This is a genomic window from Pseudomonas sp. St316, from assembly GCF_018325905.1.
Classification (GTDB): domain Bacteria; phylum Pseudomonadota; class Gammaproteobacteria; order Pseudomonadales; family Pseudomonadaceae; genus Aquipseudomonas.
This window is the reverse complement of sequence record NZ_AP021901.1, coordinates 1,564,673-1,582,830: the sequence shown is the minus strand read 5'-3', so window position 1 is coordinate 1,582,830 and position 18,158 is coordinate 1,564,673. Positions and strand designations below refer to the sequence as shown.

The window sequence follows — 18,158 nt, the reverse complement described above, 5'->3', positions numbered from 1 at the left end:
GTTAGTCGGCTCTACATACCAATAGTTTGTACTTTGGACAGGGCGATGCTGCCCACCCCGGCCAGGTTGAGCATCAGCTCACCGCCCGTCTGGCTGATCGTCACGCTGCTGACCGTGGCCGGCAGGTTGGTGATCAGCGACGTGGCCTTGCCGTCGATGGTGGTCGACGCGGCGAAGGTGTAGGTGCCCGACTCGACCGTCGTGCCCGCGTCGTTCTTGCCATCCCAGATGAAGGCCGAATTGCCGGCGTTCTGGCTGCCCAAGTCGATGGTGCGAACGGTCTTGCCGTCCTTGTCCACGATCTTGACCGCGACGGAGGACACCGATGCCGGTACCACCACTGTGCCGTTGAGGCTCTTGGAAGTATCGACCACCGCCTTGTCGCCCGGGGCAATGACCGAGCGACCGACCAGCGACGAGGCTTGCAGGGCCTGGGACGAGTTGTAGTTGCCGGCGATACCGCTCACGGTGTCGTTGAGGGTGGTAATGCCTTCCAGGCTGCTGAACTGCGCCAACTGGGCAACGAACTCGCCGTTGTCCTGGGGCTCCAGCGGGTTCTGGTTTTTCAGCTGGGTAACGAGCAACTGCAGGAACGCGTCCTTGCCCAATTCCTTCTTGCCGGTTGCCGCGCCGGTCGCCGCACCCAGGCCATCGCTCGTGGTGGGGGTCTTGACCGAGGAATTGGCCAGAATCTCGTTAAGGCTCAAACCACCTGTTGTACTGGTAACGCTCATGTGACTCGCCCCTTATCACTGACCGAGGGTCAGGACCTTCTGCATCATGGTTTTGGCGGTGTTCATCATTTCGGCGTTGGTCTGGAAGGAACGGCTGGCGGAAATCATGTCGGCCATTTCTTCGACGACGTTGACGTTCGGGTAGTAGACGTAACCCTTGGCGTCTGCGGCCGGATGGTTTGGCTCATAACGTGCTTCGAGGTTGCTCTGGTCTTCGACCACGCCAAGCACCTGTACGCCCTGCCCGGCCGCGCCCTGCTCCTGGAACAACGAGTCGCTGCCGCCGGACTGGCCGCCCTGGAACATGGTGGCGAATACCGGGTGGCGGGCACGGTAGGTCTGGTCGATGCTCGACGAAACGGTCTCGGCGTTGGCAATGTTACTGGCGACGGTGTTCAGGCGAGTGGTCTGGGCACTCATGGCACTGCCGGCAATGTTGAATACGCTAGCAATCGACATGGCTTACTCTCCGCGCAGGGCCGATACCAGCCCTTTGAACTTGCTGTTGAGCAGGGTGAAGCTGGCCTGGAAGTTCACGGAGTTTTCCGCGTAGTTGGACTGTTCCAGTTGAGCGTCCACGGTGTTCTGGTCGATCGAAGGCTGCATCGGTGTGCGATACATCAGCGATTCGTCGCCATTGCCCAGGCCTTCGGCCTCGATATGACGGCTGTTGGTCATGTTCAAGGCAAAGCTGCCGTTCTTGGTCTTCTCGTTCTGCTCGGCGAGCACTTTGGAGAAGTCCAGGTCCCGAGCCTTGTAGTTCGGGGTGTCGGCGTTGGCGATGTTGTTGGCCAGGACTTCGGCACGCTGGGCGCGGAAGCCCAGAGCCTTTTCGTGGATACCGAGCGCTTTATCGAAGCTGATGCTCATGGCGGAAACCTTTGGGTGACCAGAATGTACGTACGATGGCTAAAGCAAGCGTCGTGCCATTATCAAAAACGCCGTAAACCGGGGCTTTGCGGGCACCGGCAAAGCGGCAATGCCAGAAAAGCGGCAATGAGGTTCCGCTTGGCTGCCGCTTTTCTGCCGCTTCCTGCAGGACAAATGCATTTCATTGTGGGAGCGAGCCTGCTCGCGATGTTGGTGTGTCAGTCAACATTGATGTCACCTGTGATATCGCTATCGCGAGCAGGCTCGCTCCCACAGGGGATAGGGGTGATCAGGAGATCATCAGCGGGCATAAAAAACGGGAGCCATTGAGGACTCCCGTTTTTTTGACATGCCAAGCCAATCACTTCGCCTGGTAGATGATCCCGGGCTGCACTGGACCATCTGGTAATGATCCGGCAAACCGTTCAACGCCTCGGAGGCGCCGAGGAACAGATAGCCGCCCGGCTTCAGCGTGCTGTGGATGCGCAGCAGAATGTCTTTCTTCACTTCGGCGGAGAAGTAGATCAGTACATTGCGGCAGAACACGATGTCGAACTTGCCCAGGCTGGCATAGCTGTCCAGCAGGTTGAAGGAGCGGAATTCCACCCGGCTCTTGATCGGCGCCTTGACCACCCATTTACCCGGCCCTTTCGGATCGAAGTAACGTTGCAGGCGATCCGGCGACAGGCCCCGGCCGATGGCCAGGCTGTCGTACTCGCCGGTCTTGCAGTTATTGAGCATGGTCCCGGAAAGGTCGGTGGCAACGATCTGCACGCCGCCTTTCAACTGGCCGAGGTTGGACCGCTCGAACTCATCGATGGACATCGACAGCGAATAGGGTTCCTGCCCCGACGAACAGGCCGCCGACCAGATCCGCAAACGCTGGCCCGGGCTGGCCTTGATGGCCGCCGGCAACACTTTGTTCTTCAACACCTCAAACGGATAGGTGTCGCGAAACCACAGGGTTTCGTTGGTGGTCATCGCGTCCACCACCATTTCGCGCAAACCACTGCGCGGCTGGGTCTGAATACGCTGCACCAGTTCGCCCAATGACTTGAGGCCCTGTTGCTCCATCAATTTATTGAGACGGCTCGACACCAGGTACTGCTTGTTTTCACCAAGCAAGATGCCACAGGCTTTTTCCAGGAAGACCCGGAACTGTTCGAAATCCAAATTACCCGTAGACAAGATACCGCCTCTTTCATCGTGTTGACTTGCCGGGCGCACAACGCGCCCGACCTTTTATTCTGCTGCCTTGATCCGATCCACGACCCGGGAAGCCAGGTCATCGGGACGGAATTTTGCCAGGAAATCGTCGGCGCCGACCTTCTTGACCATCGCCTGGTTGAAAACCCCGGACAACGAAGTATGCAAGATGATATGCAGCTTTTGCATGCGCGGGTCGCTGCGGATTTCCGACGTCAGGGTGTACCCGTCCATCTCCGGCATTTCAATGTCGGAGATCATCATCAGGAACTCTTCCTCAGGCTTCTTGCCCTCGTCGACCAGCTTGCGCAGGTAATCCAGCGCCTGTCGCCCGTCGTTCAACGCCACCACCTCGACGCCAATCGTTTGCAGGCAACGGGTCACCTGCTTGCGGGCCACCGAAGAGTCATCGACGGTCAACACCCGCAACGAAATCGCCTTGTGCTGGGTTTCGGCATCCACCACCCCGAAGGAGATCGCTTCCGGTGTGGGCGCGACTTCGGCGAGGATTTTTTCCACGTCGATGATTTCCACCAACTGGTTATCGACCCGGGTCACTGCCGTGAGGTAGTGATCGCGGCCGGTGCCCTTGGGCGGTGGATGGATCTCTTCCCAGTTCATGTTGACGATGCGCTCCACCGAGCGGACCAGGAACCCCTGGGTCTTGGTGTTGTACTCGGTGATGATCACAAACGGATTGCTCTGGTCCAGCAGCCGACCGGAACCGGTCGCCATCGCCAGGTCGAGAATCGGGATGGTTGCACCCCGGATATTGGCCACACCGCACACGACGGGGCTGGACTTGGGCATCAGGGTCAGCTTGGGGCATTGCAGCACCTCGCGAACCTTGAATACGTTGATCCCATACATTTGCTGGCCGTCGAGACGGAACAGCAACAGCTCCAGGCGATTCTGACCGACCAGCTGAGTGCGCTGGTTTACCGAATCCATTACTCCCGCCATGCCCTGACTCCTACCTAACGCTAATGTGTCCGACGCGCATTCATCACTAAACGGCACGGGGCTTGCTATTGAACCGGCATGAACGCACAAACGACATTTTCTCGACGCCTGACCACTCACTGCCGCCACTGGCTCGGTGCACTGCTGGCTGTCTGCCTGTTCACTTCGGGCGGTCCTGCCTTTGCTGCTGTTCCGGTTACCTTGCCTGATCTCCTTATCGGCGTCACTCAGGGCTTTCTTGAATTCACCGTAGAAGACTATCTGGCTACCAGTCAAACCGAAGGTCGCTACGAAATCGAAGTCAACCAACTCGACCCGCGCCTGCGCATGCCAATGTGCGACAAGGAATTGACTGCTTCGCTGGAGAGTCCCGCTCGCCCCCTGGGCCGCGTCACGGTGAAGGTTCGTTGCGACAGCGCCGCGCCCTGGACGGTGTTCGTGCCCGCTCAAGTGCGCCTGTTTCGGGAAATTGTCACCACCACTCGTCCACTCAAGCGGGCCGGGATCGTCGAGCCTCAGGACGTGATGTTGCGTGAACGGGACATCAGCCAGATCACCCAGGGTTTTCTGACCTCTGTCGATCAGGCCATCGGGCAGAAACTTGTCCGACCAATGGTCGCCGATCAGGTCGTGACGCTGGTGCATCTGGAGCAGGCCGAGGTGGTCCGCAAGGGCGACCAGGTTGTGATCACCGCCCGCAGCGGCTCCCTGGCCGTGCGGATGCCCGGCGAAGCCCTGTCCAATGGCGGCATGCGTGAACAGATACGGGTAAAAAACCTTAATTCCCAGCGCGTTATCAAGGCGCAGGTGATGGCCCCAGGCCAAGTGGAAGTGGCGATGTGATGACCCGGCAGAGGAGGTAGAAAGCTGGCGCTTGATCCCGGTGTTCCCTAGACTGTGCCTTACGCAAAGGCAAGCGCAGACGTGCGCACGTTCATTGGATAAATGAGCCTAAAGTTTTTTTGGGAATGGCCGAAAACATGGCAAGCGTCCAAATACCCAGAGGTTTTTTACCATGGTCATCGATTTCAATCGTTTAAACAGCTCTTCACCGCTGACAGGCACTACGCGTACCAGCGCCACCAAGGAAACCGCCGAAGCCGGCAAATCCGCGCCGCTGCCTACACCAGCCGACCAGGTCAGCAACGGGGAGTCGGTACACCTCAGCAATGAGGCTCAGCAGTTGCAGAAGGTCACTGACAAGCTGCGCGATCAACCTGTCGTCGACAACGCCCGCGTGGCCGAGTTGAAAGCAGCAATCGCCGATGGCAGCTACAAAGTCGACAGCAACCGCGTAGCCAGCAAACTGCTCAATTTCGAAGCCCAGCGCTAGGCCACCGCCTGCGTGAGGCTTTTGGACGCTAAGACCCAAGGCCAGCCATGCACGACACACATTTATTGCAACTGATCATCGACGACTTTGTTCCAGCCCAACAATTGCTGGAGTTGTTGCAGGCCGAATCCGTGGCACTGCACGGTCGTGACATGCCTTTGCTGGAAAATATCCTGGCGCAGAAACAGGCATTGATCATCTTGCTCGACCAGCATGGCCGCAAGCGCAGCGAGATCCTCGCCAGCCTCAGCCTGCCCGCCAGTCCTGACGGCCTTGAGCAATTGGCCAGCCAGTCGACTCTCGGCGATCAATTGCGCTCCCAGAGCAAAGTGCTCAACGATCTGCTCGCCCAATGCCAGGCAACCAATGCCCGCAACGGCCAGTCGATCCTGATGCAGCAGGCCGCCACCGCCAACCAGTTGCGCATTCTCAACGGTGGCGAGATCCCGACGCTGTATGACGCTAGCGGTTCAACGGCCAGAATGGTCAAGCACCGCCCGCTCAGCCAGGCATGAAACGAACAATGCCTTCGCTCTATCAACGCGCGATACATGCTGGCAAAATGCCGGCCATTCGTAGTCGTATTTTGCCTGGAGATTGACTCACCGTGTTCAATGCCTCAAACGCGGATGATGCTCCGCAGCCCCCAAGGTCCTCACCACGCCTCTGGAAATCTCCGGCAACCTGCGGATGCTGCAAGAGAGCCACGACCCGCTGATCATTACGTTCCATGAGCGCACCCAGCGTTTCCAGAGCTATCTGGTCAATGTCGATCGCGAGACCAACTCCATCGCCCTGGATGAAATGATTCCCCGGGACGGCGAGCGTTTCCTGCTGGCGGGCGAGCCTTTTCGTGTCGAGGGTTTCCATGACGGCGTGCGTATCGCCTGGGATGGCAACGGCCCACTGACCATTGATGAATCCAGCGACGGTCGCTGCTATCGCGGCGCCCTGCCCGACGAAGTGGTCTACCACCAACGTCGCAATGCCTTCCGCGCCGCCCTGAAACTGGCACAACTGGTAAGCGTTGAACTGGGCGGCGAAAAGCTCAAGTCCCCCGTGGACGGCAAACTGCTCGACATCTCCGCCACCGGTTGCAAGTTGCGTTTCGACGGCGATATTACCGAACGCCTGCAATTGGGCCAGGTGTACGAGCGCTTCATCGCGGCGCTGCCGTTCGGCAACATGATCGCCCCGGTCGAGCTGCGTTACCTGCATTTCGAAGAAAGGATCAACACCACGTTCGCCGGCGTACGCTTCCACAACATCAGTGGCCTGGTGCAACGGCAGGTCGAGCGGTTCGTCTACCAGCTCCAGCGCGAAGCCCGGCGTTTCGACAAAGACGACCTCTGATCGACAGCCATGAAAAAACGGGCAGTCCCTTGCGGTGACTGCCCGTTTTTTTATGCCCGTTTCAAGGCCTGGCCTGGGTAAAGCTGGGCGCCTCCGGTTCGTCAGACTCCGCTTCGGTTTCAGTGGCCGGCTCTTCGCCCGGCTCCAGCTCCACGTCCGGGTTGGCCGGCGCCTGCATCTGCTCCTGCACCACCTGCTCATCCACCCGCGGATCAAGACACGCCACCAAAGGCGAACTCGACATGCTGTCCGGCATCGCCACGTGATGCAGCGGTGCGTCATCGACCTGATGCAGGTTGGTCACCGCTTTCGGCCGGATCCGCCACACCAGCACCAAGGCGAAGAAGGCAAAAAAACCATACAACATCTGGCTGCCGAACATCTTCATCAGCACGCCAGCCACCAGCGGCCCGATGCTGGCGCCAACGCCATAGGTCACCAACAGCATCGCCGTCAGGGACACCCTTCGATCAGCTTCGACGTGGTCGTTGGAAAACGCCACCGCCAGCGGATACAGGCAGAACTGCACCAGCGAACAGAAGAACCCCGCGACAAACAGCACCTCCAACGGCACCGTCGGAAGAATCGCCAATGGCAGCGCACAGATCGTCAGGGCCAGCGCAAAGCAGCGGATCAGCAGCGCCCGGTCATATCGATCGGACAGCCAGCCCAGGGGCCACTGCACCAGCAACCCGGCGAAGATGCAGCTACCCATGAACAGACCGACCTGCTCGGTCGACAGCCCCTGCTGGGAGGCATACAGGGGCGCCAGGCCATAGAACGAGCCGACGATCAACCCGGAGCCCAGCACCGTACTCAAGGATTGCGGCACGCGCTTGATGAAGAAGCGTGGCTCCATGGGCGCCGGATGCAGCGCCGCCGGGTGAATTCGCCGGGTCAGTGTCACCGGCACCAGACACAAGGCGAAGCACAGCGCCACCAGCATCAACAGCTCCAGGCCCAAGGCCGGGTGCATGACCAGGATCAACTGGCCCAGCACCAGCCCCAGGTACGAGGCGATCATGTAGCCGCTGAACACCACGCCACGCTGCTTGGCGTCGGCTTGCTCGTTGAGCCAGCTCTCGATGACCATGTACTGGCACATCATCCCGAGGCCGACAATCATCCGCAGCACGATCCAGGCCGGCAGCCAGTCCACCAGGCCATGGCCCAGCACTGCCGCACCGACGATCCCGGCGCAGGCCGAATAGGCGCGGATGTGGCCGACGCGGGCGATCAGCCGGTGGCCGATCTTGCCACCCAGCACCAGGCCGAAATAGTTGGCGGCCATCAGCGCACCGACCCAGAGGCTGTCCACATGGTCGGCGGCCAGGCGCAAAGCCAGGTAAGTACTCAAGAGGCCCGAGCCGATCAACATCATCAGCGAGGCGAAATAAAGCGCTCGAAAAGGTTTCCAGATTTGGCGCATCGGCGTTCCGAGCGGCTCCTTGAGGTGAGTAAGGGCTACCTGTTGAAGATAGCCCGAATGCGGCGGTTCTTTATGCCTGGGCCGCTAGGACACGTCGCTCCCAGGGCGTGATTTCATCGAAGAAGCTAGTCAGTTCCAGGGTCTTGGAGGCGATGTAGCCTTCGATGAACTCCGTGCCGAACAGTTCCTTCGCCAGATGACTACGCTTCAGACGCTCCAGGGCGGCATGCAAGGTACATGGCAGCGACAGATTATCCGGCACTTCGAATTCGCCCTGGATCGCCGCGCTCGGCTCCAGCCGATGTTCAATCCCATACAGCCCGGCGGCCAGGCTGGCGGCAATCGCCAGGTAGGGGTTGGCATCGGCCCCCGGCAAGCGGTTCTCGACCCGCCGGGCCACCGGCGAACTGGCAGGAATGCGCAACCCGGCCGAACGGTTGTCATGTGACCAACAGGCATTGTTCGGCGAGGCGAACGGGTGGCACAGGCGCTGGTAGGAGTTCACGTTCGGCGCGAACAACGCGGTGAAATCCGCCAGGCACGCCTGCTGCCCCCCGATGAAATGCCGGAATGCGGCTGTCGGTTCGCCCGCGTCGTCGCTGAAGACATTGCGACCGCTGCCTGCCTCGACGACGCTCTGATGGATATGCATCGAGCTGCCCGGCGTGTGAGCCAGGGGCTTGGCCATGCAGACCACGGTCAGGCCATGCTTGAGGGCGACTTCCTTGAGCAGGTGCTTGAACAGGAACGTCTGGTCCGCCAACAACAGCGGGTCGCCATGCAGCAGATTGATCTCGAACTGGCTCACGCCCATTTCATGCATGAAGGTGTCGCGAGGCAGGCCCAGCACCGCCATGCAGGCATAGACTTCACTGAAGAACGGGCGCAGGCCGTTGTTGGAGCTGACGCTGAACGCTGAGTGGCCGTCTTCGCGACGCCCATCCAGGCCCATCGGCGGCTGGAACGGCTGGGTCGGGTCGGGATTGGGGGCGAACACGAAGAATTCCAGCTCGGTCGCCACCACCGGCGCCAGGCCAAGAGCGGCATAGCGAGCGACAACGGCCTTGAGCTGGCCGCGCGTCGAGAGCCGGGAGCTTTCACCGGTCAACTCGTCGGCATCGCAGATCGCCAGGGCACGGGGCTGTTTGCTCCAGGGCAGGCGGTGGATCTGCTTCGGGTCCGCCACCAGCGCCAGGTCACCATCATCACTGCCATAGAAACGCGCCGGTGGATAACCGCCCATGATGCATTGCAGCAGAACACCCCGCGCCAGCTGCAGCCGCCGGCCTTCGAGGAAACCCTCAGCGGTCATTACCTTGCCCCGCGGCACACCATTCAAATCCGGCGTGACACATTCAATCTCATCAATGCCCGTCAGTCGCTGCGCGAGTGAACGCTGGCCATCGGTCGTCATGACGCAATCCTTGTTATGTGCGAGCCGTGAACGGCAACCCGTACAAAATAGGCTTCGGCTGTTCGGAATATCAAGCACCCACAGACAATTAAAATCTTGTGCAATACGAGTGTGGGAGCGAGCTTGCTCGCGATAGCGGCGGACCGATCAGCATCCACGTTGCTGACCCGGCGCCATCGCGAGCAAGCTCGCTCCCACAGGTGTTTTGTATTGCCAGGGCGATTGCTCAGGGCAGGTAAAGCCGGAACACCCCACCGCCCAACACACCGCCATTGGCGATCTCGGTACGCCCGCTCACGCCGCCGCGCTGGTGCAGCCCGGCGATCCGTGCGGCGAAGTACAGGCCCAGCCCGGTGCTGCCGCTGCTGTGATTGATGCCTTGCACGTACTCGGCTTGACGCTCGATCATCTCTGGCGGGTAACCTTCGCCGTCGTCGTTGATGGTCAGCACCAGTTGCCCGGCCTCGTCGCTCACACTGATCAGCAGCGCCTGGCGCGCATGGCGAATGGCGTTGTTGATACAGTTGTCGAGCACCGACGCCACCAGCTCACGGTCGAAAAAGCCCAGGGGGCTGAGCGGATCGACGTCGTAGGTGGCCATGATCCCGCGACTGCGGAACACGTCCTGATGGCCGGCCAATTGTGCCTCGATGAAATCATCCAGCTCATGGTAGGCCGGGTGCAGCGGCAACTGGTTGACGCCGAGCTTGTACAGCCCCAGCAACTGCACCATGAGGCCATTGAGATGGGCGAACTCGAACTCGATGACGCCCTGCTCCGAGGTTTGCCGCTCGGCTTCGGGCAAGCGCTCGAGCCATTGCGTATGCGCCTGCATGAGCAAGGTCAGGGAGTTCTTCATGTCGTGCACGGTAGACGCGATCACCGTGGAAAAATCGAGGGACTGTTCGCTGTCATTCATCGCCAAATGCCTTGCTTCGCAGTTTTTGATAACGCGCAAAACGCGCATCGGTGTCGGGCATCATGCCCACCAGTTTCAGGCAGGCGCGGCATTCCTGCAGCAGCTCCGACTCCACGCTGGTGTCGGTGCCATGCAGCAATGATTGCGCCATGTTCAGGGCAATACTGATGTTCTTCGGTTGCATCTTCAGGGCGCGACGGAACAGCTCCCGCGCCTCCGGCAACGCGCCGGTCTTGTAGACGCGCACGCCTTCGCGGTTCAGCTCGGCGGCGGCATTGCCTTGGTTGAGGATGTTTGGGTCGTCGGTCAGCTTGGCGATGCCTTGCATCACCGTCGGGTCATCGCCGTAGATTTCCGCGCAGTTCTTGAGCATCGATTCGCCGGCGCTGGTCTGTCCAAGCATTTGCAACTGCTTGGCCACCAGCAACGCAGCCTCGGCGCTCATGAACTGCTCCATGCCATCGAGGCGCTGCAAGGCCTGCTCGGTGAGTTTCTCAGCGGTTTCGGCATCGTTGAGCAACAGGCTGGTGGCCTTCATCAACCGCGCCCGGACCTGCAAACCCGGGTCGTTGAGGTTATCCTTCGCCACAGCGCTGAGCGTGGTGTTGATCTCCAGCCGGGTCCGGGTATCGAGGCCTTTTTCGCTGCCCTTGCTGATCAGCGCATGGGCCAGGCCCAGGTTGCTTTCCGGGTCCTTGAAGCGCGACTGCGCACCCTGCCCAACCGCCTGGCGATAGGCCCGGGAAGCGGTGTCGTAGTCTTCGTTGGTCATCGCCAGCTTGCCCAGCAACGATTGGCGGCGCACGGCCAGCGGCGACAGGCGCACCGCCTCTTCCAGCACGTGCTGCGCCTGTTTGGTGTCACCTTCGGCCATCAACACTTCGGCCATGCCGTCGTACAACGCCGGCATCATCGGAAAGGCTTTCAGGGCTTTTTCATAGACCGCCTTGGCCTGCCCCACCTGGCCACGCTTGAACATCAACTTCCCCAGCCCCGCATAAGCCCACGGCAACGGACGATCCGCCAGGATGGTGTTGTACAACCGTTCCAGAGCCTCGTTCTGATTCAGATCGCGCAACGCATCGGCGCGATAACGCAGGCACAACGGCCCGTAGCGCGGGTCCTGCTTGCACAGGGCGATGCAGGCATTGAGCACTTCCATCGGCTTTTCGCGATCCAGCGCCTGGAGGATCGGCTTGAGCAAAGTCTTGCGCTGCTCCAGCCGTTCCAGCCGCTGGGCCAGGCCGGAGCGATTGAACGGCTTGGTCAGGTACGCGTCAGGCTCGTGCTCCAGCGCACTGAGCACCATCGCCTGGCTGGTCTCGGCGGTCACCATGAGGAACACACTTTCATGGCTGATCAGCTTTTCGACCATCAGGTCTTCAAGCACCTGCTGGCCATTCTTGCGCCCGTCGCCCAGGTGATAATCCTGCAAGATGAAGTCATAGCGCTTCTGCGAGCACATGCGCAGTGCCACTTCACCGGTGTCGGCAGTGTCCACGTCCTTGACGCCCAGCTCACGCAGCATGGAGCGGATCGAACTGCGGAAATCCGAGAAATCATCGACGATCAGAAAACTTTTTTGGTGGTACGCCAGCATCGAGGATGTCCAGGCAAGTAAGAAAATAACCCAATGGCATAACAACGAAACGCCGTGTCACAGCCCCGAGGCGCGCAGATGATAGCCACCAACCAGCAACCTTCAAGGGATTTCGGCAACCGCTTGTCCTGGCTGTGTCGTGACCCACATTGCGAGCCAAAACGCAGGAGACAACCGGGCTCATCGGGTTATCGGCAGGCGATGGCGTTCCGTTAAGGGGAACCTGGGAGAGATTGAGCACGGACGACTTGCCAAGCCTCTGGCAACTTCGCCCCAAAATCGCCCTGATTCTCCACCACCGTAGCAGGCCGGTCGAGGAACGGGGCTGCTGTGTTTGTTCAGCCAGCGACTCAAGGGCTAGACTGGCGCTGCCCAGTCGCCAGGCCCGCCAGCCCATGCCCCTCGTCCTGCCAGATACCGCCGAACAGACCCCGCTCACCCTCGAAGTGGTCATGCGCTACCACATGGCTTGGAAGCGTCGCGACCTGGAGGCGATCCTGGCGATCTACCATCCACAGGTGCAGTACAACGATTTTTTCCAGAACCGAAGCATGGGCCTGACCGAACTGCGCGCCTACATCAGCGGAACATTGCCGCGCCATCCCGATGAGTATCTTGAGCACAATGACCGCATTCGCGCCGACGGCTGCACCGCCTTCATCCAGTACCAGACAGCGCTCAAGGGCAGTGGCGAGCGGGTGGTCTTTCGCACCAGCGAAGCGATCACAGTCTGTGATGGCCTGATCCTGCGTATCAACGAATATGCGTCACTGGTGCGCGACGGCGAGCCGCAGGCCGGACGCCAGGCCCCTGCCATCAGCAAACTGGGGCTCTCGGCGCGTCAGTTGAGCTTCATGGCCCGGGACCTGGCCGATTACTTCACCCACCAGCAGCCCTTCCTCGACCCGGACCTGGACCTTGCCCGGATCGCCAGCGCCACGGGGTACAGCCGCAACCAACTGTCCTACCTGCTGAATCAAGTGCTGGGACAAAGCTTCTATCGCTACGTGACCCAGGCACGCTTGGCCTACCTGCTTGAACGCTTGGCCAGTCACGGTGAAAACGCGCCCATCGATGCCCTGGCGGTGAGTGCCGGGTTCAATTCCACCTCGGCGTTCTACAAGGCCTTCCGCAGCCACACCGGCTGCACACCCAAGGCGTGGCTGAAAGCCCATTGCGCGCGTGCCCGCAGATAACACAGCCCCCGTTGCAGCGCATTAATCTCTGTCGGCAATCAACCGATGGAGCATGTGATGACTGGCTGGAGTGGTGTGAGCATGTGGATGGAGCAACTTGGCGAGGCCCTGACGCCCCGCCCGGCCCTGCATCAGGACCTGCAAGCCGACGTCGTGATTATCGGCGCAGGCTACAGCGGCCTTTGGGCGGCCTATTACCTTAAACAGCAAGCACCGCACCTGAACATCATCATCGTTGAAGCCCAGACTGCCGGCTTCGGCGCCTCCGGCCGCAACGGCGGCTGGTTGATGGGCAACCTGCTGGGCGAAGACCGTCTGCTGGGCCCTTTACCTGCCGCGCAACGCCACGCGAGCTACCAACTGCTGCATGGAATCCCCGACGAGGTGGCGCGGGTGTGCCAGCTCGAAGGCATCGATTGCGAACTGCGCAAAGGCGGCGTGCTGTACTGCGCGGCACGTTATCCCGAGCAAGAACGGCGCCTGCGTGAACAACTCGATGCCGCCCGGGCGCAAGGCTTGGGCGAAGACGACTACTGCTGGTTGAGTCCTCCGGCCTTGCGCGAGCAATTAAATGTGGCCCAGGCGTACGGCGCCCTGTATTCGCCTCACTGCGCGACCATCCAGCCTGCACGGTTGGTTCGGGGGCTGGCCGAAGTCGTCGAACGGATGGGCGTACGCATTTATGAACAAAGTGCGGTACTCGACTGGAAGCCAGGTCAGGTTCGAACCGAGCACGGTCGGGTGAGCGCCGATTGGGTGGTGCCGGCAGTCGAAGGTTATGCCAGTGCCCTGCCCCCGTTGAACAAACACCAACTGGCCGCGCAAAGCCTGATCGTCGCGACAGAACCGCTCCCGGCCGATACCTGGGCGCAAATCGGCCTGAACCGTGGTCAGGCCTTCAGCGAAAACAGTCGACAAGTCACCTACGGTCAGCGCAGCCGGGACGACCGCCTGGTGTTTGGCGCCCGCGGCGGCTATCGCTTTGGCGGTCGCCTGCGCAGTGACTTCAACCTGAGCCAGGCCGAACGGGCGTTGCGGCAACACCTGTTCAGCGAACTGTTTCCGGTCTTGCGCCATGTACGCCTCACCCACGCCTGGGGCGGCAATCTGGGGGTGGCCCGGCGTTTTCACCCGCACATGCTCGCCGACCGTCGCCAGCAAATTGCACTGGCGGGAGGCTACGGAGGCGAAGGCGTAGGTGCCAGCAATCTGGGCGGCCGGACCGTGGCGGCGCTGATTCTTGGCCAAGACAACGAACTGACTCGCCAACCCTGGGTACTGGGTGATCGCCCGCTCGACTCGCTGCCACGCTGGGAGCCAGAGCCCCTGCGGTGGCTGGGTTACAACGCCATTATCCAGAGCTTTGTCTTTGAGGATCGGGTACTGGCCAATCTCCATGCACCGCGCTGGCGCCGCCAGATGGCTGAAGGCCTGGCGGGGTGCATGGAACGCCTGATGAAGTCCAAGGAGCCGTTTGCATGAAGATCAATCATTTTCGCGACACCGCCCGCTTGCCTCTCGGTGAGCCGGGCGCCGTGGGTGTACCGCTGGGCGAGCCGCTTTCACACGTTGCCACGGCCAGCGTCGAGCGTGACGACGGCGTCGAGGCCGGCGTATGGGAATGCACCCCCGGCCGCTGGCGGCGCCAGATCCTGCAGCAGGAGTTCTGCCACTTCATCCAGGGACGTTGCACCTTCACCCCCGATGGCGGTGAAGCCCTTCATATCCAGGCCGGCGACGCGTTGATGTTCCCCGCGAACACGACGGGAATCTGGGATGTACAAGAAACCGTTCGCAAAAGCTACGTGCTGATTTTCTGAACTGCCTTCATCCATAACGCCTAGAACAAAGGTTGAGGTCTCCCATGTTGAAGTCGATCGTTCCGTTACTGTTGATCGCGTCCACCGCCCAGGCGGCAGACACCGTCAGGATCTACAACTGGAGCAGCTACATCGCCCCGGACACCCTGCAGAACTTTACCGCCCATACCGGCCACCCGACCCAATATGACCTGTATGACAGCAACGAAGTACTCGACGCCAAACTGATGGCCGGCCGTTCAGGGTACGACGTGGTGTTCCCCTCCAACCATTTCATGGCCCGGCAGATCAAGGCCGGCGCGCTCAAGCCGCTGGACCGCAGCAAACTCCCCAACTGGCAGAACCTCAACCCGACGCTGATGAAAGTGCTGGAGGCCAACGACCCCGGCAACCGCTACGGTTTCCCCTACCTGTGGGGCAGCACCGGCATTGGCTACAACGTGGACAAGGTCAAGGCGGTCCTGGGCGACGTACCGATAGACTCGTGGGACATCGTGTTCAAGCCGCAGAACATGAAGAAGCTCGCCCAATGCGGCGTGGCGATGCTCGACAATGGTCCCGAGCTCCTTCCCATTGCCTTGAACTACCTGGGTCTGCCGCACCACAGCAAGAACAAGGCGGACTACGAGAAGGCGCAGGCGCTGCTACTCAGCGTGCGCCCCTATGTGAGCTACTTCCACAACTCCAAGTACACCAGTGACCTGGCAACGGGCGACGTGTGCCTGGTCGTGGGATTTTCCGGCGACGTGATGCAGGCCGCCGCGCGAGCCAATGAAGCCGGGAACGGCCAACACATTGCCTACGCCATCCCCAAGGAAGGCTCGCCGATGTGGTTCGACATGGTCACCATGCCCGCCGATGCACCGGATGAAGCCGCCGGTTACGCATTTCTCAACTACTTGCTGGACCCCAAGGTGATGGCTGGCATCAGCAACTACGTGCACTATGCCAACGGCAACGCGGCCGCCGAGGGCTTGGTCGACAAGGCTATCCTGAACGACCCGATGGTGTACCCGCCTGAAAACGTGATGAAGAAACTCTTCGTGCTAGAGGCGATGCCACTAGAGAACGACCGGTTGCGCACACGGGTCTGGAGCCGGATCAAAAACGGGCAATGAAGCCAATCGCCGGTGAAACCCGGATCATCGGCGGCGTCCCAGGAACAAGCCCCACCAGATTTGACTGAAGTGGGGCTTTCATTGCCTGCGGCAAATACGTCCTGCCCATACCGCACCCCATGAGGCTGCAGCGACGGTGACGGATTTTTTTGAAGGCCTTGAAGAATATGGTGTCCCAGGGCAGGTTCGAACTGCCAACCTTCCCCTTAGGAGGGTCAAATTAGGCCCAGTGAATACGGGTATACGGCTTATATTGCTGGGTTTAAACGTATGGTTGTGTATCGTGGGACACACTGATACTTTGCTTTCTGCTGGTATGCTGCTGGTACGGACAATGAAAGCCAAGATAACTCAGAAACTCATCAACAGCCTGGCCCCCCAGGAAAAGCACTATCGCGTCTTCGATACAGATCAACCTGGACTGTTCATCCGGGTTCAGCCGAGCGGCCATATGGCCTACATGGTTTCCTGGGCTCGCAACCGTGAACGCTCCCTAGGTCGTGTTGGTACCCTGACGCTCGCTCAGGCCAGAACAGAGGCCGCCCGCTATCTGGCGGACGCACACGAGCACGGCGAGCCACTGGCGGTCACCCAGAACCGCCGCAACGCGAACACTCCTACCCTGCGCGAGTTCCTCGACGACACCTATTTGCCGTGGTTTAAGGCCCATCACAAGGGCTACGACAAAACGCTGCACACCCTGGACAATAATTTTTCTTCGATCATGGCACGCCGGCTCACCGAGATAACTGGGCGTGACCTTGAGCTGGTGCGCACGTCCTGGCTCACCGGTGGGAACAAGCCAGCAACCGCCAATCGCAAGATGGGGGCCATCAGCGGGGTATTCAGTCGCGCAGCGGAATGGGGGTTTGTCAGTGAGCACCCGGTTGAAAAGTTGAAGCAGCTCAAAGTCGATTCAAGGGGGCAGGTCCGGTATCTGTCGCCAGATGAGGCTAAGCGCCTTCGCGGCGCTTTGGACGCCCGCCAGGAACAGATGCGCACCGAGAGGGACAGCGCCAACAACTGGCGCCTGGAGCGCGACCGGCAGCCGATCGAGGATCTGCGGGGGGTGACGTTCACCGACCATCTCAAGCCGATGATCCTGCTGGCGCTAAACACTGGCGTTCGACGCGGGGAGCTGTTCAACCTCAAATGGTCGGATGTGAACTTCACCACCAAGACAATCACCGTGGTGGGCGCCACCGCCAAGACCAGTGAAACGCGGCACATACCCACCAACAAGGAAGCCCTCACCACCCTGCAGGAATGGAAGAAACAGGGTGCCGGTGTGGGTTACGTGTTTGCCGGCCAGGGTGGCGGGCGTATGGAAGACGTGAAAAGCGCGTGGCTCAAGCTGCTCGGGCGCGCCGAGATCCAAGGCTTTCGCTGGCACGATATGCGCCACGACTTCGCGTCACGCCTGGTGATGGCTGGCGTGCCCCTGAACACCGTACGCGATCTGCTGGGGCACTCGGACATCAAGATGACCCTTCGATATGCCCACTTGGCACCCGGCACAAAAGCGGCGGCTGTGGATTTAATCGGGTGATTACACCAGCATTATTTTTTCTGGGTAGTGTCCGTTATCTAGAGCGTAATCCACTGCATCGTTTAGCGTCTGCCAGTTCCTTCGTAAAGACTTCAAATCAAGAGGCTGATTAAACCTGCAATACTCTTTCATCACCTCAGCAAGCAAGTTCTCGTGCCCGATATTTAATGAAAAATAGTTAGGCGCACCCTCTGCAAAAAGTTGTGCTTGATCGGAGGCAAGGTCAAGCAGCGCAATCTCTCGTTGGGTCAATGTTCGCGGCAGCAAAACGGCAGTCCGCATAAGTCTGGTTGGCGCATCAATTGAATAAATAAGCGTCATAAGCTCGAAGAAACACAGATCTTCAAAGCGACCATTATTTTCAACTGTAGTCGTCCCTAAATACCCAATATCCACCGGCGTCCTGTCGAATAGTTCACCCAAAGCCTTTTCGACTTCTGTTGTCAGAGAGCGCTCCTCCAGACGCGAAAGCAACTCCAAACCGAACTTCAAGTTAGGCGATATGCGTAGCGATAGAGTTTCAGCTTTGACTCTATTGGGGGCAGCTTTTGCCATGTCGATTCTCGGTATTCACATAGGGAGGTGGGCGGAGGATGCCACATGGCCGATATTTGTCAATGCGTCTCACCATGTGTCGGTACGTGTAAGAAAAAT

At 60.0% G+C, this 18,158-nt stretch carries 17 protein-coding genes and 2 pseudogenes; 9 read left to right on the top strand and 10 right to left on the bottom strand.

Going from position 1 to position 18,158, the window contains the following annotated elements:
- Positions 1-11 precede the first annotated feature (11 nt).
- The 5 genes and pseudogenes from flgD to KI237_RS07120 form a co-directional block, all read right to left on the bottom strand.
- On the bottom strand, positions 12-734 hold the full coding sequence (gene flgD / locus KI237_RS07140; RefSeq protein WP_212799359.1) for a flagellar hook assembly protein FlgD: 723 nt from the start codon (positions 732-734) through the stop codon (positions 12-14).
- A gap of 15 nt (positions 735-749) precedes the next feature.
- Entirely contained in the window at positions 750-1,193 is a 444-nt protein-coding gene (gene flgC / locus KI237_RS07135) for a flagellar basal body rod protein FlgC (RefSeq protein WP_212799358.1), read from the bottom strand.
- Positions 1,194-1,196: 3 nt separating this feature from the next.
- On the bottom strand, positions 1,197-1,604 hold the full coding sequence (gene flgB / locus KI237_RS07130; protein WP_042729797.1) for a flagellar basal body rod protein FlgB: 408 nt from the start codon (positions 1,602-1,604) through the stop codon (positions 1,197-1,199).
- Between the two features lie 361 nt (positions 1,605-1,965).
- Positions 1,966-2,792 (bottom strand): annotated as a pseudogene (cheR, locus tag KI237_RS07125) (protein-glutamate O-methyltransferase CheR).
- Positions 2,793-2,846: 54 nt separating this feature from the next.
- Positions 2,847-3,773, bottom strand: coding sequence for a chemotaxis protein CheV (locus KI237_RS07120; RefSeq protein ID WP_212799357.1), 927 nt, complete (start codon positions 3,771-3,773; stop codon positions 2,847-2,849).
- Positions 3,774-3,851: 78 nt separating this feature from the next.
- Between KI237_RS07120 and flgA the strand changes: the two genes are divergently transcribed.
- The 4 genes and pseudogenes from flgA to KI237_RS07100 all read left to right on the top strand — a co-directional run bounded on the left by flgA (position 3,852) and on the right by KI237_RS07100 (position 6,459).
- A complete protein-coding gene (gene flgA / locus KI237_RS07115; RefSeq protein ID WP_212799356.1) occupies positions 3,852-4,616 on the top strand; it encodes a flagellar basal body P-ring formation chaperone FlgA in 765 nt (254 codons plus the stop codon).
- Between the two features lie 172 nt (positions 4,617-4,788).
- Entirely contained in the window at positions 4,789-5,106 is a 318-nt protein-coding gene (gene flgM / locus KI237_RS07110; protein ID WP_212799355.1) for a flagellar biosynthesis anti-sigma factor FlgM, read from the top strand.
- A gap of 47 nt (positions 5,107-5,153) precedes the next feature.
- A complete protein-coding gene (locus KI237_RS07105) occupies positions 5,154-5,621 on the top strand; it encodes a flagella synthesis protein FlgN (protein WP_212799354.1) in 468 nt (155 codons plus the stop codon).
- Positions 5,622-5,713: 92 nt separating this feature from the next.
- Positions 5,714-6,459 (top strand): annotated as a pseudogene (locus tag KI237_RS07100) (flagellar brake protein).
- Positions 6,460-6,520: 61 nt separating this feature from the next.
- Here the strand turns inward: KI237_RS07100 and KI237_RS07095 are convergent.
- From KI237_RS07095 to KI237_RS07080, 4 genes are all read right to left on the bottom strand, one after another.
- A complete protein-coding gene (locus KI237_RS07095) occupies positions 6,521-7,888 on the bottom strand; it encodes an MFS transporter (RefSeq protein WP_212799353.1) in 1,368 nt (455 codons plus the stop codon).
- Positions 7,889-7,958: 70 nt separating this feature from the next.
- Positions 7,959-9,200, bottom strand: a complete 1,242-nt coding sequence (locus KI237_RS07090) for a glutamine synthetase family protein (RefSeq protein ID WP_212800572.1) — start codon at positions 9,198-9,200, stop codon at positions 7,959-7,961.
- 328 nt (positions 9,201-9,528) lie between these two features.
- Entirely contained in the window at positions 9,529-10,221 is a 693-nt protein-coding gene (locus KI237_RS07085) for a sensor histidine kinase (RefSeq protein ID WP_212799352.1), read from the bottom strand.
- Positions 10,214-11,821: a tetratricopeptide repeat-containing response regulator gene (locus tag KI237_RS07080; protein ID WP_212799351.1), complete on the bottom strand. Its 1,608-nt coding sequence runs from the start codon at positions 11,819-11,821 to the stop codon at positions 10,214-10,216. Before KI237_RS07080 ends, KI237_RS07085 begins: the two co-directional genes overlap by 8 nt.
- Before the next feature lie 395 nt (positions 11,822-12,216).
- On the opposite strand from KI237_RS07080, the gene KI237_RS07075 reads away from it, so the two are divergent.
- From KI237_RS07075 to KI237_RS07055, 5 genes are all read left to right on the top strand, one after another.
- Entirely contained in the window at positions 12,217-13,017 is an 801-nt protein-coding gene (locus KI237_RS07075; RefSeq protein ID WP_212799350.1) for a helix-turn-helix domain-containing protein, read from the top strand.
- Positions 13,018-13,074: 57 nt separating this feature from the next.
- A complete protein-coding gene (locus KI237_RS07070; protein WP_212799349.1) occupies positions 13,075-14,499 on the top strand; it encodes an NAD(P)/FAD-dependent oxidoreductase in 1,425 nt (474 codons plus the stop codon).
- Positions 14,496-14,837 carry a cupin domain-containing protein gene (locus tag KI237_RS07065; protein WP_212799348.1) on the top strand — a complete coding sequence of 114 codons (342 nt, stop codon included), beginning with the start codon at positions 14,496-14,498 and terminating at the stop codon, positions 14,835-14,837. The genes KI237_RS07070 and KI237_RS07065 overlap by 4 nt, the downstream gene beginning before the upstream one ends.
- A gap of 44 nt (positions 14,838-14,881) precedes the next feature.
- On the top strand, positions 14,882-15,955 hold the full coding sequence (locus KI237_RS07060; protein ID WP_212799347.1) for a polyamine ABC transporter substrate-binding protein: 1,074 nt from the start codon (positions 14,882-14,884) through the stop codon (positions 15,953-15,955).
- 334 nt (positions 15,956-16,289) lie between these two features.
- Entirely contained in the window at positions 16,290-17,504 is a 1,215-nt protein-coding gene (locus KI237_RS07055; protein ID WP_212799346.1) for a site-specific integrase, read from the top strand.
- Here the strand turns inward: KI237_RS07055 and KI237_RS07050 are convergent, their stop codons facing one another.
- Positions 17,505-18,059 (bottom strand): hypothetical protein, encoded by a 555-nt coding sequence (locus KI237_RS07050; protein WP_212799345.1) that lies wholly within the window; start codon positions 18,057-18,059, stop codon positions 17,505-17,507. It lies immediately after the preceding gene.
- Positions 18,060-18,158 lie beyond the last annotated feature (99 nt).